Source organism: Roseovarius sp. (genome assembly GCF_965228755.1).
In the GTDB taxonomy this organism is placed as follows: domain Bacteria; phylum Pseudomonadota; class Alphaproteobacteria; order Rhodobacterales; family Rhodobacteraceae; genus Roseovarius.
On sequence record NZ_CBDDIG010000012.1, the window covers coordinates 24,255 to 39,240 of the forward strand.

At 68.5% G+C, this 14,986-nt stretch carries 15 protein-coding genes; 11 read left to right on the top strand and 4 right to left on the bottom strand.

Annotation, left to right across the window (positions count from 1 at the left end; genetic code table 11):
* Positions 1-19: 19 nt before the first annotated feature.
* Positions 20-919, top strand: a complete 900-nt coding sequence (locus ACO07J_RS18255) for a LysR substrate-binding domain-containing protein (protein ID WP_422031600.1) — start codon at positions 20-22, stop codon at positions 917-919.
* Between the two features lie 201 nt (positions 920-1,120).
* Here ACO07J_RS18255 and ACO07J_RS18260 read toward each other — a convergent pair whose 3' ends face one another.
* Entirely contained in the window at positions 1,121-2,053 is a 933-nt protein-coding gene (locus ACO07J_RS18260; protein WP_422031602.1) for a LysR family transcriptional regulator, read from the bottom strand.
* Between the two features lie 149 nt (positions 2,054-2,202).
* Here ACO07J_RS18260 and ACO07J_RS18265 point away from each other — a divergent pair, with 149 nt between their 5' ends.
* The gene (locus ACO07J_RS18265) at positions 2,203-3,237 is read left to right on the top strand and encodes an aldo/keto reductase (RefSeq protein WP_422031604.1); all 1,035 of its coding nucleotides are present in this window, start codon (positions 2,203-2,205) and stop codon (positions 3,235-3,237) included.
* Positions 3,238-3,289: 52 nt separating this feature from the next.
* On the opposite strand, the gene ACO07J_RS18270 is transcribed toward ACO07J_RS18265, so the two are convergent.
* A complete protein-coding gene (locus ACO07J_RS18270; protein ID WP_422031606.1) occupies positions 3,290-4,354 on the bottom strand; it encodes a zinc ABC transporter substrate-binding protein in 1,065 nt (354 codons plus the stop codon).
* Between the two features lie 56 nt (positions 4,355-4,410).
* Between ACO07J_RS18270 and ACO07J_RS18275 the strand changes: the two genes are divergently transcribed.
* The 4 genes from ACO07J_RS18275 to speB all read left to right on the top strand — a co-directional run bounded on the left by ACO07J_RS18275 (position 4,411) and on the right by speB (position 7,949).
* Positions 4,411-4,929, top strand: coding sequence for a transcriptional repressor (locus ACO07J_RS18275; protein ID WP_422031608.1), 519 nt, complete (start codon positions 4,411-4,413; stop codon positions 4,927-4,929).
* Complete coding sequence (locus tag ACO07J_RS18280; RefSeq protein ID WP_422031610.1) at positions 4,926-5,684, top strand: ATP-binding cassette domain-containing protein; 759 nt, start codon at positions 4,926-4,928, stop codon at positions 5,682-5,684. Before ACO07J_RS18275 ends, ACO07J_RS18280 begins: the two co-directional genes overlap by 4 nt.
* Positions 5,684-6,478: a metal ABC transporter permease gene (locus ACO07J_RS18285; protein WP_422031612.1), complete on the top strand. Its 795-nt coding sequence runs from the start codon at positions 5,684-5,686 to the stop codon at positions 6,476-6,478. Before ACO07J_RS18280 ends, ACO07J_RS18285 begins: the two co-directional genes overlap by 1 nt.
* 415 nt (positions 6,479-6,893) lie before the next feature.
* Positions 6,894-7,949 carry an agmatinase gene (speB, locus tag ACO07J_RS18290; protein ID WP_422031614.1) on the top strand — a complete coding sequence of 352 codons (1,056 nt, stop codon included), beginning with the start codon at positions 6,894-6,896 and terminating at the stop codon, positions 7,947-7,949.
* Between the two features lie 30 nt (positions 7,950-7,979).
* Here the strand turns inward: speB and ACO07J_RS18295 are convergent, their stop codons facing one another.
* Together ACO07J_RS18295 and ACO07J_RS18300 are read right to left on the bottom strand one after the other, a co-directional pair.
* The gene (locus ACO07J_RS18295) at positions 7,980-8,780 is read right to left on the bottom strand and encodes an alpha/beta fold hydrolase (RefSeq protein ID WP_422031616.1); all 801 of its coding nucleotides are present in this window, start codon (positions 8,778-8,780) and stop codon (positions 7,980-7,982) included.
* A gap of 87 nt (positions 8,781-8,867) precedes the next feature.
* Positions 8,868-9,749 (bottom strand): LysR family transcriptional regulator, encoded by an 882-nt coding sequence (locus ACO07J_RS18300; RefSeq protein WP_422031618.1) that lies wholly within the window; start codon positions 9,747-9,749, stop codon positions 8,868-8,870.
* Positions 9,750-9,966: 217 nt separating this feature from the next.
* On the opposite strand from ACO07J_RS18300, the gene ACO07J_RS18305 reads away from it, so the two are divergent.
* From ACO07J_RS18305 to ACO07J_RS18325, 5 genes are all read left to right on the top strand, one after another.
* Positions 9,967-11,583 (top strand): ABC transporter substrate-binding protein, encoded by a 1,617-nt coding sequence (locus tag ACO07J_RS18305; RefSeq protein WP_422031620.1) that lies wholly within the window; start codon positions 9,967-9,969, stop codon positions 11,581-11,583.
* Positions 11,584-11,616: 33 nt separating this feature from the next.
* Positions 11,617-12,564: an ABC transporter permease gene (locus ACO07J_RS18310; RefSeq protein ID WP_422031622.1), complete on the top strand. Its 948-nt coding sequence runs from the start codon at positions 11,617-11,619 to the stop codon at positions 12,562-12,564.
* A 21-nt stretch (positions 12,565-12,585) separates the two neighbouring features.
* Complete coding sequence (locus ACO07J_RS18315) at positions 12,586-13,449, top strand: ABC transporter permease (protein WP_422031624.1); 864 nt, start codon at positions 12,586-12,588, stop codon at positions 13,447-13,449.
* A gap of 50 nt (positions 13,450-13,499) precedes the next feature.
* Positions 13,500-14,456, top strand: a complete 957-nt coding sequence (locus tag ACO07J_RS18320) for a hypothetical protein (RefSeq protein WP_422031626.1) — start codon at positions 13,500-13,502, stop codon at positions 14,454-14,456.
* Positions 14,457-14,459: 3 nt separating this feature from the next.
* On the top strand, positions 14,460-14,986 hold a 527-nt coding region (locus ACO07J_RS18325; RefSeq protein WP_422031628.1), incomplete at its 3' end, for an ATP-binding cassette domain-containing protein.

Here is a 14,986-nt window from a genome sequence, read left to right on the forward strand (position 1 = left end):
AATTCATCTATAACAAACCATGTTCAACAAGCTCCCCTCCCTGCCCGCGCTGCGCGCGATGGAAGCCGCGGTTCGCCTTGGCAGCTTCAAGGACGCGGCCGGCGAGCTGAACGTCTCGCCCACGGCCGTATCGCATCATATCAAGGGGTTGGAACATCAACTCGGCGTTGCCCTGTTCGTTCGCGGCACGCGGCGGGTCACGGCGACCGAGGCCGGAATGCGCCTGGCCGAGGCTGTGAACCGGGGCCTGTCGACCATCATGGCGACCGTCGAAGACGAGATGGAAGATGAGCTGACATTGACCATAGCCACGACGCCGGCCTTTGCCGCCCTGTGGCTGGTGCCCCGTCTTGGCCGGTTTCACGACCGGTTCCCGCGCTACCGGGTGCGGCTGGAAACTGACACCGCGCGATCGGACCTGATACGCGACCGCCGGGTCGATGCCGCCATACGCTACGGGGCCGCATCGGCCCCGGGGCTGGCGGCCACCCCCCTTTGCCGGGAAACCTTCGGCGCCTTCGCCGCCCCCGCCTGCCTGCGCGAGGGGGTCGATCCGGCCGGCAATGACTTCATCGAAACCGACTGGCAGCAGGCCGGCCTCCGCCGGGTCGGCTGGCCCGCGTGGTTCGAGGCGGCCGGCCAGCCCGGCATGGCGGCAACCGCCCGGATCCGCAGCTTCGAGCAGGAACACCACGTGGTGCAATGCGGCATCGCCGGCCAGGGCGTGATCCTGGCCAGCACGCTGCTGGTCTCCGACCTCGTGGCGCAGGGGTTGCTGACCCCCTACCGCCCGGACGTGCGCCTGCCGGGGATGGACTATACCCTGCTGACCACGCCCGAGGCGGCGGCCTCCCGCAAGTGCCGCGACTTCCGCAAATGGCTCACCGCCGAAATCTCCGGCCCGGCCACGGGGGAATGAGGCCGCCCCGGGGCCCGGTCGGGACTTCCCTGCGCCGCGATCCCCTGTTGCGCGCCACCCTGCATCTTGTGTGTTGCGCGCGGCACGGCGCATCAACCCATCGGCTTACAGACCCCGACACCGACGTGATACCGACGCAATACCGACGTGATACCGACGTTGCGATCCCTTCAGGATAGGGCCGTTAACCATCGAATCGCCTCACCGGCCGTCGACAACCCTCTCGCCCGCGTCCGAGACCTGCCCCTCCTCCGCCAGGAAATCCAGGAACGCCCGCATCCGCGCCGGCATCGGCCCGCCACCGTTCCAGACCGCGTGGAACTGCTCCCAATCCGGCGCCGTCCGGTCGCCCAGAACCTCCGTCAGGCGCCCCGCTTCCAGGTCTTCGGCCACCGTGAACCGAACCAGCCGCGCAAGGCCCAGCCCGGCCAGCGCCATCTGCCGCAGCGCTTCCCCGTCGCTCCCCACCAGCCGCCCGTTGCCGGACAGAACCCCGGCCGGCATCCCTTCAAGCTGCGACCAGCGCCCCGCTTCCCGTGCATAGCCGAACTCCAGCAGGTCATGCCCGGCAAGCCCCTGAAAAGAAAGCGGAACTCCGCGTGCCTCCAGATAGCCGGGCGCGCCCGCGATCAGCCTTCGGGACCGGCCCAGCCCGCGCGAGATCAGCCCCGAGCTCTTCAAGGGCCCGGCCCGGATGGCAATGTCCGCCCGCTCGCCGATCAGGTCGACCACCCGGTCCGTGGTGGTGAATTCCATGGTCACCTCGGGATGCGCGTCCAGGAACCGCGGCAGGGCCGGAAACAGCACGTGCACCGCATAGGACGCGCTCGCCGTGACCCGGATCCGCCCGGCAAGGGCAGAGGCCCGCCCGATCGCCTGTTCGGCCTCCTCCACATCCGCCTGGATGGCCCGGGCCCGCTTGTAGAACTCGGCCCCCTCGTCCGACAGCCGCAACCCCCGCGTCGTCCGGTGGATCAACTGCGCCCCCAACCGCGCCTCGAGCCGCGCAATCGTCTTGGAAATCGTCGACGGCGACACGTTCCTCTGACGCGCCGCCGCCGAGAAACTGCCTTCGTCGACCACGGACAGGAACAGCGTCATGTCATTGAAACGATTGATTTCTCGACTTGCCATTTGTGACTTCAGTTCACTCCAGCTGTTCGCCTGTAACGTCTACTCAATGCGATCCGGGGCGTCTACCTGAACCGGACGCCCCATGTCGCATGGGGCCCGGCCACCGCCAGGCGGGCCGGGAAATCAGGCTGAAAACAGGAGACACCGGAATGGAATATCGTCAACTTGGCCGATCGGGCCTGCGGGTGCCGGCGCTCAGCTTCGGGGCCGGAACCTTTGCCGGCAAGGGGCCGCTGTTCTCGAACTGGGGGAACACCGATTCCGACGGCGCAAAGCGCATCGTGGACATCTGCATCGACGCCGGCGTCACCCTGTTCGACACCGCCGACGTCTATTCCGACGGGGCCTCGGAAGAGGTGCTCGGCGCCGCGATACGGGGGCGCCGGAACGAGGTTCTCCTCTCCACCAAGGCCGGGTTGCCGATGGGCGACGGGCCTCAGGATTGGGGCACCTCCCGCTCGCGATTGATGGCCAGCGTGGATGGCGCATTGCAACGGCTTGGCACCGACCGCATCGACATCTTTCAACTCCACGCCCACGACGCGTTCACCCCGGTCGAGGAAGTGCTGCACACGCTCGACATCCTCGTGCGCGACGGCAAGATCCGCTATGCGGGCGTGTCGAACTTCCCGGGCTGGCAGGTGATGAAATCCCTCGCGGTATCGGACCGTCACGGCTGGCCGCGATACGTCGTTCAGCAAGTCTACTATTCGTTGATCGGACGGGACTTCGAATGGGACCTCATGCCGCTCGGGCTTGACCAGGGGCTCGGCGCGATGGTCTGGAGCCCGCTGGGCTGGGGCCGGCTGACGGGCAAGATCCGGCGCGGCCAGCCGTTGCCGAAAGAAAGCCGCCTGCACGAGACCGCCGCGTTCGGCCCGCCCGTGGATGACGCCTATCTTTTCGACGTGGTCGACGCCCTCGACGCGGTCGCCGGGGAGACGGGCAGGACGGTGGCGCAGGTGGCGCTTAACTGGCTGCTGCGGCGGCCGACCGTCTCGTCGGTGATCATCGGCGCCCGGACCGAGGAACAACTGAAGCAGAACCTGGGCGCGGTGGGCTGGTCTCTGACGCCCGAGCAGGTCGCCTTTCTCGACCGGGCCAGCCAGCGCGACGCGGCCTACCCGGCGTTCCCGTACCGGCGGCAGGAAGGGTTCGCCCGCCTCAGCCCGCCGGCCGTCTGACGTGCAGGCTGCGCGGCCGGTTCATCGGCCGCGCAGACCCAGGCCGATCCTTTCAGCCGTCAAGGCATTCCGCCAAGGCGCTGGCGAGGTTCCGAAGGACCTGGGGGTACAGCCCTGGCCCCGGTTCCAGGTCGGCGCCGAGCGGGTCGAGCACGCCGGTCCGTGCCTCTGTCCCGTCCATGACGGCGGCGACGACACCGGGGCTGAACTGGGGTTCCGACAGGACGCATTCCACGCCCAGTTCCGCGACGCGCGCCTGTACCTCGGCGATGCGCGCCGGGCTGGGGTCTGTCGCGTCGGAAAGCGAGATGGCGCCCGAGGCCGGGATGCCGAAGCTCTGTTCGAAATACTGGTAGGCGTCGTGAAATACGATGAAGTTGTTGCCACGTACCGGGGCGAGACCCTCCTCGATCTCGCGCGACAGGGCCGCCAGCTCCTCGCGCCCGGCTGCGGCGTTGGCGGCGTAGGTGGCGGCGTTGTCCGGATCGGCCTCGGAAAGCGCGTCGGCGATGGCGGTCAGCCAGGCCGAGGCATTCTCGGGCGAGAGCCACATGTGGGGGTCGTGGCCGCCATGGGCATGGGCCTCCTCGCTGTCGTGGTCGTGCCCCTCGTCATGGTCGTGATCGTGACCTTCGGCGTGGTCGTGGTCGTGCTCCTCGGCATGGTCGTGGTCATGCTCCTCGGCGTGGGCCTCGTCGTGGTCCTCCGCATGGTCATGGTCATGGTCGTGGCCGCCGTGGTCGTGATCATGCGCCTCGAAGAGCGCCCCTTCCCGGGTCGGCAGGGTTGTCGTACCGTCCAGGCCGGACAGGGTGATCACCTCGGCCCCGCCCGCCAGCGTCTCGATGGATGCGCCGAGCCAGGGTGTCAGGCCCGGCCCGATCCAGACCACGAGCGCCGCGTCCTGGAGCGCCTGGGCTTCCGACGGGCGCAGGTTGAACTCGTGCGGGCTGGCGCCGGGGGCGACGATCAGGCTGGGCTGTCCCACATCCGCCATCACCCGTGCGACCAGCGAGTGGACCGGTGCGATATCGACCGCGACGTCGGGCGCCTCGGCGATGGCCGCACCGGCCAGAAACGAGGCGGTCAGCGTCAGCGGGAGAAGGTTTCTGGACATCCGGGGCTCCATGTGATTTTATAACATCCATGACCCGATACATGATATAAAATAACATGACAAGCCCCGGACACCACAAGCCCGACCCGACGACGGAGCCCCTCGGTTTTGCCGCCCATGACCACGGCCATTGTGTCGAGGCAGGCATCGCGGCGGCGGAAGAGCGTTGTTCCGAGAAGGGACTGCAATTCACCCCGGTGCGCCGCAAGGCGCTGGAAATCCTCCTGCAGGGGCACCGCGGCCTTGGCGCCTACGAAGTGCTCGACCGGTTGCGCGATGCCGGGTTCGGCTCCCAGCCGCCGGTGGCCTACCGCGCGCTCGACTTCCTGGTCGCCAACGGCTTCGCGCACAAGATCGAACGTCTTAACGCTTTCATCGCCTGCGCGCATCCCGGGACCAGCCATTCGCCGGCCTTCATGATCTGCCGGCTGTGCGATTCGGTGGCCGAGGCGCACGCGACGCCGACGCGCGGCGCATTGGGACAGGCCGCGCGCGAGGCCGGGTTCCGGATCGAGCGGACGGTGGTGGAAGCCGAGGGCGTCTGCCCCGCCTGCGCGGAAAAGGCCGAGGCATGAGCCTGATATCGCTTCGCGAGTTAAGCGTCCGTTACGGCGCGGTGACGGTGTTGCGCGACGTGTCGCTGGACGTGGAGCCGGGCGAGATCGTCACCGTGGTCGGGCCCAACGGGTCGGGCAAGACCAGCCTGCTGCGCGCGATCATCGGGGCCGTCGCCCCGGCGCGGGGGCGGGTCATCCACAAGCCCGGCCTGCGCATCGGCTATGTGCCGCAGCGGCTGCATATCGACCCGACCCTGCCGATGACGGTCGAGCGGTTCCTGCGCTTGCCGGGCGGCGTTCCGAAAGACGCCTGCGCCGAGGCGCTGGAGGCCGCCGGGGTTCCGGACCTTGGCGGGCGGCAGATGTCGGGCCTGTCGGGCGGGCAGTTCCAGCGGGTGCTGCTGGCCCGGGCGCTGATCAACCGGCCCGACGTGATCCTGCTCGACGAGGCCACGCAGGGGCTGGACCAGCCGGGCTCGGCCGCGTTCTACCGGCGGATCGAGGAGGTGCGGCGCGAGACCGGCTGTGCCGTGCTGATGATCAGCCACGAGTTGCACGTGGTGATGAGCGCGTCTGACCGGGTGATCTGTCTCAACGGGCATGTCTGTTGCGAGGGGACGCCGGAGAAGGTGTCGTCGGCGCCGGAATACCGCGCGCTGTTCGGCAGCGGCACGGGCGGGGCGCTGGCGCTGTACCGGCACGATCACGACCATGCCCATGACGGCACCTGCGACCACGAGCATTCCCACGATCACACGGAGGCCGCCGAGTGATGCTTGACGATTTCATGATGCGCGCAACCCTTGCGGGGCTGGGCGTGGCCTGTGCCGCCGCACCGCTGGGCAGCTTCGTGGTGTGGCGGCGCATGGCCTATTTCGGCGATGCCACGGCGCATGCCGCCGTGCTGGGCGTGGCGCTGTCGCTGGCGCTGCAGATCTCGATCTTCGCCGGGGCGGTCGCGGTGGCGCTGGCGATGGCGCTGACGGTGACGGTTCTGTCGGGGCGGGGCTATGCCATGGACACGCTGCTGGGGGTGTTGGCGCATTCGGCGCTGGCCTTCGGGCTGGTGGCGGTGTCGTTCCTGTCGGGCATCCGGATCGACCTGATGGCCTACCTTTTCGGGGATATCCTGGCGGTGTCGCGCGGGGATCTGGCCGTGATCTGGGGCGGGGCCGCGGTGGTCGTCGGGCTGATCGGCTGGCGCTGGTCGGGGCTGCTGACCTCGACGCTGAACGAGGACCTGGCCCATGCCAGCGGCATCGACCCGCGGCGCGAGAAGCTGATCCTGACGCTGGCGCTGGCGATTACGGTGGCGGTGGCGATCAAGGTGGTGGGCGTGCTGCTGATCGCGGCGATGCTGATCATACCGGCGGCGGCGGCGCGCCCGCTGTCGCGCACGCCCGAGGGCATGGCGGTGACGGCCGCGCTGATCGGCGCGGCCTCGGCGGTGGTGGGGTTGCGCGCGGCCTATGTGCTGGACACGCCGGCGGGGCCGTCCATCGTCTGTGTCGCGGCGCTGTGCTTTGCGCTGACCAGCGTGACGGGCACCCTCTGGCGGGCCGGGTAGGCCGGGCCGGAACAGGGCCGGTTAATGAATGGTTAATCGGGCGTGCAGCGGGTGCGGGGGACCGTACGGCGCGTTACCCTCATGTATGACACCGGGGGGTTAAGATTATTCGACGGTGCCGGGCGGAGGCCGTGGGCGGGTGCCGGAGGACCCGGGGCCTTGTTTCATTGGGCCGGAACGGCGTTGCGCCCCCGGGCTGATGGTGGCGCCGCAAGGGCGTTCGCGGGCGGTTCGAGGGCCTTCGGAGAGCCGATTTCCAACGTCGGTATAACGTCGGTATTTTGTCGGTATTGCGTCGGTGCAATCGCGGTATTCGAGCAGGAACGGGCCGGGGCGCCGGACCGGATTCGCGGTGTACTTGCCCGCCCGCTTGCGGCACATTCGCGCGGCCAACACCCTGCGGATGGAGACACCGATGACCTGGACACAAGACAAGCTCGACGCCCTGCGCGCGCAGTTCGACGCCAAGACCGGGGGCGACATGATCGACCCGCGCTACCAGGAGATCGCCGATCACATCTTTTCGCAGGGCGGCAACCGCCCCGCCCCCTATGCCGGGTTTCCGACGCTGCTCGACGCGCCCTCGCGCGACGGGACCGGGGCGCTGGACGATCTGCAGGTGGCGCTTTACGGCATGCCGATGGACCTTGCGGTGACCAATCGCAACGGCTCTCGCTTCGGGCCGCGGGCGCTGCGGGCGATCGAGCGGGTCGGGCCCTATAACGACGCGCACGGCACCGCGCCCCTGCACCAGATGCGGGTGGCCGATATCGGCGATGTGCCGTTCCGCAGCCGCTTCGACCTGGCCAAGTGCCACGCGGATATCGAAAGCTTCGTCGAACGCATCGCCGCCGCGGGGGTGGTGCCCGTGGGCGTGGGCGGCGATCATTCGGTGTCACACCCGGTACTGCGGGTGCTGGGGCGCGACCGGCCCGTCGGCATGATCCATATCGACGCGCATTGCGACACCGGCGGCGCCTACGAGGGCGAGAAGTTCCACCATGGCGGGCCGTTCCGCAACGCCGTGCTGGATGGCGTGCTGGACCCGGAGCGGACCATCCAGATCGGCATTCGCGGCTCGGCCGGGTATATCTGGGAGTTCTCGGAGATCTCGGGCATGACGGTGATCGAGGCGCGGGAGATGGGCGAGATGGGGCTGGATGCGATCATCGACATGGCGCGGCGCGTGGTGGGTGACGGGCCGACCTATTTCTCGTTCGATATTGACAGCCTCGACCCGGCCTTTGCCCCCGGCACCGGCACGCCCGAGATCGGCGGGCTGACCACGCGCGAGGCGATGGCGCTGATCCGCGGGCTGAAGGGGGTCAATTTCGTCGGCGGGGACGTGGTCGAGGTGGCGCCGGCCTATGACGCCACGACCAACACCGCCCATGCCGGGGCGCAGATGCTGTTCGAATTCCTGAGCGTGCTGCAATTCGCGCCGGTGATCACCGGGAACGGCGCGGCCTAGGCGGCAGAGGGCGCGCCCTGCCCCGCGCCGTCAGCGGGCGGGGGACGGGCCGAGCCGGTCGAGGAAGGGGGTCAGCGCCCGGGCGAAGGCCTCGGGCCGCTCGAGCAGGCCGAGATGCTTGACCTCCGGCACGATCTCGAGCGTCGATCCCTTGATTTCGCGCTGCATGGCCCGGGCCATCGCCGGGGTGCTGCCGGTGTCATTCTCGGAGGTCATGACCAGCGTCGGGCAGGTGATCGACGGCTCGGGCGCGATCAGCTCCTTCACGCCACGCGCCAGCACCGAGCGGGCGGCGGCATAGCTGGCCGGGTCGCAGGACAGCACCTGGGCGCGCACGTCGTCGACCACGTCCGGGCGGGCGGCGCGGAAGTCGTCGGTGAACCAGCGGGCCAGCGCCGCGTCGATCGTGGCCGCCGGACCGCCCTTCGCGCTCTGGCCGGCATAGGCTTCCATCTGGGCCTGCGCCTCGGGCGTGCGTTCGTGCGGGGAATTGAGGATCGCCAGCGCGCGCACCCGCTCGGGCGCGGCCATCGCCAGCGCCCGGTTGATCATGCCGCCGAGGGAAAAGCCGATCACCGTGGCGCGGGCCATGCCGACGTGATCCATCAGGTCGCGCAGCTGGCGGGCATAGAGGGTGAGCGACATCGGCTCTTCCGCCGGACTGCTCCGGCCGTGGCCGGGGAGGTCGTAGAGCAGCACCCGGTGGCGCGTGGAGAGTTCGGGCAGGAGATCCGCCCAGATCGCCCGGCTGAGCCCAAGCCCGTGGATCAGAACCACCGGGGCGCCGGTTTCGGGGCCGGCCAGGTCGAAGGAGGTCGAGGTCGGGGTCATGTCCGCGTCACGTCACCTAGCGTTTCAGGGGCCGATGTCGCCATGGCCGAGCCCGGAGGTAGCATGGCGCGCGCACCGGGGACAAGCTCATGCCGCCGCGGCCTCGAGCAGGAAGCGCACGAAGTCGCGGCAGATGAGCGAGGGCGGCCTGGTATTGGGCGAGATGATCGCCGTGTCCCATTTGCAGCCGCCCCTGATGCGCAGGAAGCGCACTTTCGCGGGGTCGACATCGGGGATCACGCAGGGATCGACCAGCGCGATGCCCGCCCCGGCGCCCACCGCGGCGCACATGCCGTGCTGGGTGCGCATCTCGATGCCGATCTCGGGGCGCATGTCCCGGGCGGCGAAAAGCCGGTCGAAGTGGAAACGGAAGGCGGAGTTGGGGACCGGCGCGATGAACCGCTCGCCGTGCAGCGCCGGGAGGTCGACCTCCTCCGCCTGCGCCAGCGGGTGATCCGCGGGCATGGCGCAGACCGCCTCGTTCGAGGTGTAGGCCTGGAGCTGGACGTTGGCCTGCGGCGCCGGCAGCACGACGATGCCGAGGTCGTACCAGCACAGCTCGATCCACTGCACGATCGAGGCCGAGGGGCCGGTGTCGAACTGGATCTTGATGTCCGGGTGGGCCTTCTGGAACTCGGCGATCAGCCGGGGCATCATCCCGTCGGCATAGACCACCTCGGTCACGATCCGGATGCGGCCGCGGTTCAGGTCGCGCAGCGACAGGGCCGCCTCGCGCAGGCGGTCGAGCCCGCCGAAAACGGTTTCGGATTCCTCGTAGAGCAGCCGCGCCTCGGCGGTGGGAATGAGCCGGCGGTGGCTGCGCTCGAAAAGCTGCAGGCCCAGCGCCTGTTCGAGATCCGACAGCAGCCGGCTGACCGCCGGCTGGGTGATGTGCAGCGCCTCGCCGGCGCTGGTGGCAGAGCCGTGGATCATGATGGCGCGGAAGGCTTCGAGCTGGCGGAAGTTCATGAATTACGCATAACATTTCGGCATTGAACTATCGAACAAAAAAATTTGTCATGCATTTCGAACCGGCCTAGCGTTTCCCAAGCCCCCGGAAACCCTGACGCCATCAACCTCTGAATGGCCAGTCAGGGAAAGGGTGGCACGCCACAGGGCGAGGTTAACGACGTGCATCTGTTTCTTCGGTGCAGACAGATAAACGAATGCTATGGGAGTTGTTGGCATGAGACGGTCGGATAACGAAACCACGAAAACCGCCTTTACGCGTCTTTCCGGACGCCAGCGCGACGAGGTGTCGGCGGCGATCCGGAGCGGTATCTCGCGGCGGGACTTCCTGGCCTATGCCGGGGCGGCGGGGATGACGGCAGCGGCGGCCGGCCAGCTTTTCCTCGGCGCCCGCGCGGCGCAGGCCGACACGCCTTCGCAGGGCGGCACGATCCGCTGCGCGCTGAGCGATTACGGCACCGACACGATGGACCCCCAGCTGTTCTCCTCGACCGGGGATTTCACCCGGGGGCGGGCGCATTTCAACAACCTCGTCCAGCTTGACCAAAGCCTGACGCCGCAGCCGGAACTGGCCGAGGCGTTCGAAGCCAATGCCGACGCGACGGAGTGGACCTTCCGGCTGCGCGAGGGGGTCACCTTCCACGACGGCTCTCCGATGACGGCGGATGACGTGGTGTGGTCGATGAACCGCCATATCGGGGAGGAGACCGCGTCGAAGGCCAAGGTGCTGTTCAGCGACGTGAAGGAATGGCGCAAGGTCGACAACACGACCGTCAAGGCCGAGCTGAGCGCGCCGAATTCCGACCTCGCCTCGATCCTCGGGACGTTCCATTTCAAGGTGCTGAAGGAGGGCGAGAGCAATTTCGCCAACCCGCTCGGCACCGGCCCCTACAGGATGGCCGAGTACGAGCCGGGGATCCGGTCGATCCACACCCGCAACGAGGATTACTGGCGCGAGCCGCCGAAGCCCGACCAGATCGAGCTGTTCGCCATCGCCGACGATTCCGCCCGGCTGAGCGCGCTGATGTCGGGGGACGCGGAGATGGTGACCAACCTCGATCCCAAGGCCGTGCCGATGGTGCAGAACACCGATGGCGTGACGGTCTGGTCGGTGCCGTCGGGCTCCTACACCTGCATCATCTGCATGACCAATACCGGCCCCGGCTCGGACCCGAATTTCGTGCTCGGGCTGAAGCATCTGCTCAACCGCGAGCGCACGCTGGCGTTCTCGCAGGGCGGGATGGGCACGATCGGCAACGACCAGCCGATCAATGCCGCCTATGCGGAATACGCCGAGGCCGTCACCCAGCGCGCCTTCGACCCCGACAAGGCCAGGCACTACCTGCAGAAATCCGGTGTCACCAGCGCCGAGATCCAGGTGCCGAATTTCGGCGAGGACATGGTGCTTCTGCTGCAGCAGGAGGCCAAGCAGGTGGGCTTCGACCTGCAGGTCAAGAAGGTGCCGTCGGACGGGTACTGGAGCTCGGTCTGGATGAAGACGCCGCTGCATGTCAGCGACTGGTTCATGCGGCCCACGGCCAACATCATGATGAGCCTCGCCTTCGCGCCGGATGCCAAGTGGAACGAAAGCCAGTGGATCAACGAGCGGTTCGGCCAGCTTCTGAAGGAAGACCGCGCCACCACCGACCGCGGGCTGAAGGCGGAGCTGCATCGCGAGATGCAGCAGCTGGTGACCGACGAGGCCGGCGTGCTCATCCCGTCGCACCGCAACATCGTCGACGGTATCTCGGAACGGATCACCGGGCTGACGCGCAACCCGCTGGGCAGCCTCGGCGGCTGCGAATGGCCGGAATTCGTGGCCTTCAGGGCCTGACACGGGCCGCCGAGGCCGGGGACGGGACCGCGCATGTGGAAGATGGTTGTCAAACGGTTGGGCATCGGTGTGCTGATGCTGTTCGCGGTCTCGCTGATCGTGTTCGCGGGCACCGAGATCCTTCCCGGTGACGTGGCCGAGATCATCCTCGGCCAGAGCGCCACGCCGGAGACGCTGAAGGTTCTGCGGGCCGAGCTGGGCCTCGATCAGCCGGCCTACCTGCGCTACCTCTTCTGGCTTGGCGACCTGGCACGGGGCGACCTGGGCATGTCGCACGCCCGCAACGTGCCGATCGCCGACCTGGTGGCGCCGCGGCTGCGGAACACCTTCCTGCTGGCCGGCTGCGTCGCGGCCATCGCGGTGCCCTTGTCGCTGGCGGCGGGGCTTCTGGCGGCGATGTACCCGGGCAGCTGGACGGACCGGGCGGTGTCGTGGATGACGCTGGGCTCGATCTCGTTTCCGGAGTTCTTCACCGCCACCGTGCTGGTGCTGGTCTTCTCGATCGAGCTGGGCCTTCTGCCGCCGATCTCGAACCTGCGGGGCGACAGCGGCCCCGGCGAATGGGCGGCCGCGCTGGCGCTGCCGGTGGCGACGCTGACGATCTCGCTGTTCGGGCAGCTGGTGCGGCTGACCCGGGCGACGACGCTCAACATCATGAACGAACCTTACGTCGAGATGGCGGTGCTCAAGGGGCTGTCGCGGCGGCGGATCGTGTTCCTGCACGTGGGGCTCAACGCGTTCGGGCCGATCGTGAACGTGGTGGCGCTGAACATGGCCTACCTGGTGGGCGGGGTGGTGATCGTCGAGACGATCTTTGCCTTTCCGGGGCTGGCGAAGCTGATGATCGACGGGGTGCAGACCCGCGACCTGCCGGTGGTGCAGGCCTGCGCGATGATCTTCTGCGCGACCTATGTCGTGCTGATCCTGGTGGCGGATATCGCCGCGATCCTTGCCAATGCCCGCCTGCGCCATGCCCGGTAGACGCGGAAGGAACCGGATGCCATGACGGATATGGACCTCGACGACAGGCCCGCCCGGCGCGGCTGGCACCGGCGGATCGGCCCCGGCGGATGGGCCGGGACGGCGGTGATCCTGTTCTGGGCGCTGGTCGCCCTGCTTGGCCCGTGGATCGCGCCCCACGACCCCGGCGCAACCATCGCCGACATGCCCTATGCCGCCGACGACCGGCTGCTGCTGGGCGCCGATTACATCGGGCGCGACATCTGGAGCCGGATCATCCTGGGCGCGCGCACGACGCTGGGGCTGGCGCTGGCGGCGACGGTGCTGACCTACCTGATCGGTGCGACGCTGGGCATCTGCGCGGCGACGGTCGGCGGCTGGGCGGATGCCGGGCTGAGCCGGGTCAACGACGTGCTGCTGTCGCTGCCCAACATCATGCTGGCGCTGCTGGTGATCGCGGCTTTCGGCACCTCGAACATCGTGGTGATCGCCACGACGGCGGTGGTGTTCTCCTCGTCGGTGTTCCGGTTCTCGCGCGCGTTGGCGATGAACGTGATGGTGCAGGATTTCGTCGAGGTGGCCGGCATCCGGGGCGAGCGCTTTCCGTGGATCGTGTTTCACGAGGTGCTGCCCAACATCGCCATGCCGCTGCTGTCGGATTTCGGCATGAAGCTGGTGTTCGTGATGCTGTTCATCTCGGGTCTGAGCTTTATCGGGCTGGGCGTGCAGCCGCCGACGCCCGACTGGGGCAGCATGGTGCGGGAGAACGTGCAGGGCCTGGCCTATGGCTCCTATGCCGCGCTGTGGCCGGCGGGGGCCATTGCCAGTCTAACCCTCGCCATCAACCTCGTCGTCGACGACCTGTCGGCCCGCAGCAGCCGGGCGATTACCCAAACCATGGGCTGAGGCCCGAGCAGACGGGCCGAGCGCATCGGCCAGGAAGGAAACGAGACCCGATGACCATGCACCCGACAGGAACGGCCCCGGAGAAGGGCGCCATGCTGACCCTGACCGGGTACAGGATGGATGTGCTGGGCGAGCCGCACGGCTTTGGCGGGTTCCTGTTCGACACGGCCGGCAGGCTGGTGGCGCAGGACGGCTGGACCTGGCTTTACACGACCCGGATCGTGGCGGGCCGCTGGGAAAGCTGGGCGCGGCGGTTCCACCCCGAGACGCTGGAGCGCGAGGCCGCGCGCCTGGTGCTGCGGCCGGCGGCGGACCGGGACCGCGCGGTGCTGCATCACGTCATCGCCGTCGCCCCGGATTTCCACGTCGGCTTTCTGTGCGACGGGCGGGGCATCACCGCGGCCACGGCCCCTGCCCCGGATGGCGACTTCACGATCGACCCGGATTTCGCGCTCTACCCCGAGGTCGGGTGGGAAACCCGGGGCGGCGCGGTGGAGGGGTGGTCGCTGGAATCGAACGGCGCGGTGGTGCCGGTCTCCGAGGACGCCGGCAGCGTGACCTTCTGGCAGGGCTATGACAGTTATCGCAAGGAGGGCGGTTTCGGCGAGCTGGGCTGGGCCCGGCTGCGCATCGACAAGGTCACGCGCCGGATCACGCTGGAAGCCCGGCACGAGGGCAACCCGTTGAAATTCCTGCAGGACGGCGCGATCTGTGCGCGCTGTGGCGGCAATCTCGACCGCGATATCCGGATCGGCGGCAAGCACGCCTTCTTTTTCTACACCCGCCCCACCCGACGGACGCTGAGGATCGGGCTGGCGCTGAGCGAGGATCCGTTGTTCTTCGACGGTGTCGAGATCGAGATGTTCGACGACCTGATGGGCGACGAGCAGGTGGCCGAGAAATTCGAGGCGCTGCAATTCGGCGATCGGCTGCATCTCTTCTACGAGAGCATGCTGAAAGACCAAAGCTGGCGCACCGGTGTCAGAACCTATCGGCTGGGCGGCTGAGCGATGGCAGGGGACGTCGTTTTCGAGCTGGATCGCCTGCACATCGCCACGGACGGGGGCGCTGGCCCGGCGGTGGAGATCGTGCGCGACGTGTCGGTGGCGCTGCGGCGAGGCGAGGTGCTGGCGCTGGCGGGGGAATCCGGGTCGGGCAAGACGCGCGCCCTGCGCGGACGGCGCGTGGCGTACCTCGCGCAAAGCGCGGCGGCGACATTCAACCCGTCGATGACGGTGGGGTTCCAGGTGATCGAGACGGCGGTGGTGAGCGGCGGGGTGCGGCGCCGGACGGCGCGGGCGCGGGCGGTGGAGATCTTCCGCGAGCTGCGGCTGCCCGAGCCCGAGACCATCGGCCGCCGCTATCCGCATCAGCTTTCGGGCGGGCAGCTGCAGCGGCTGATGCTGGCGATGGCGTTGTGCAGCGAGCCGGAGCTACTGGTGCTGGACGAGCCGACCACGGCGCTGGATGTCACCACGCAGCTCGAGGTGCTGCGGGCGATCCGGGGGGCGATCCGCCGGCGCAACATCGCCGCCGC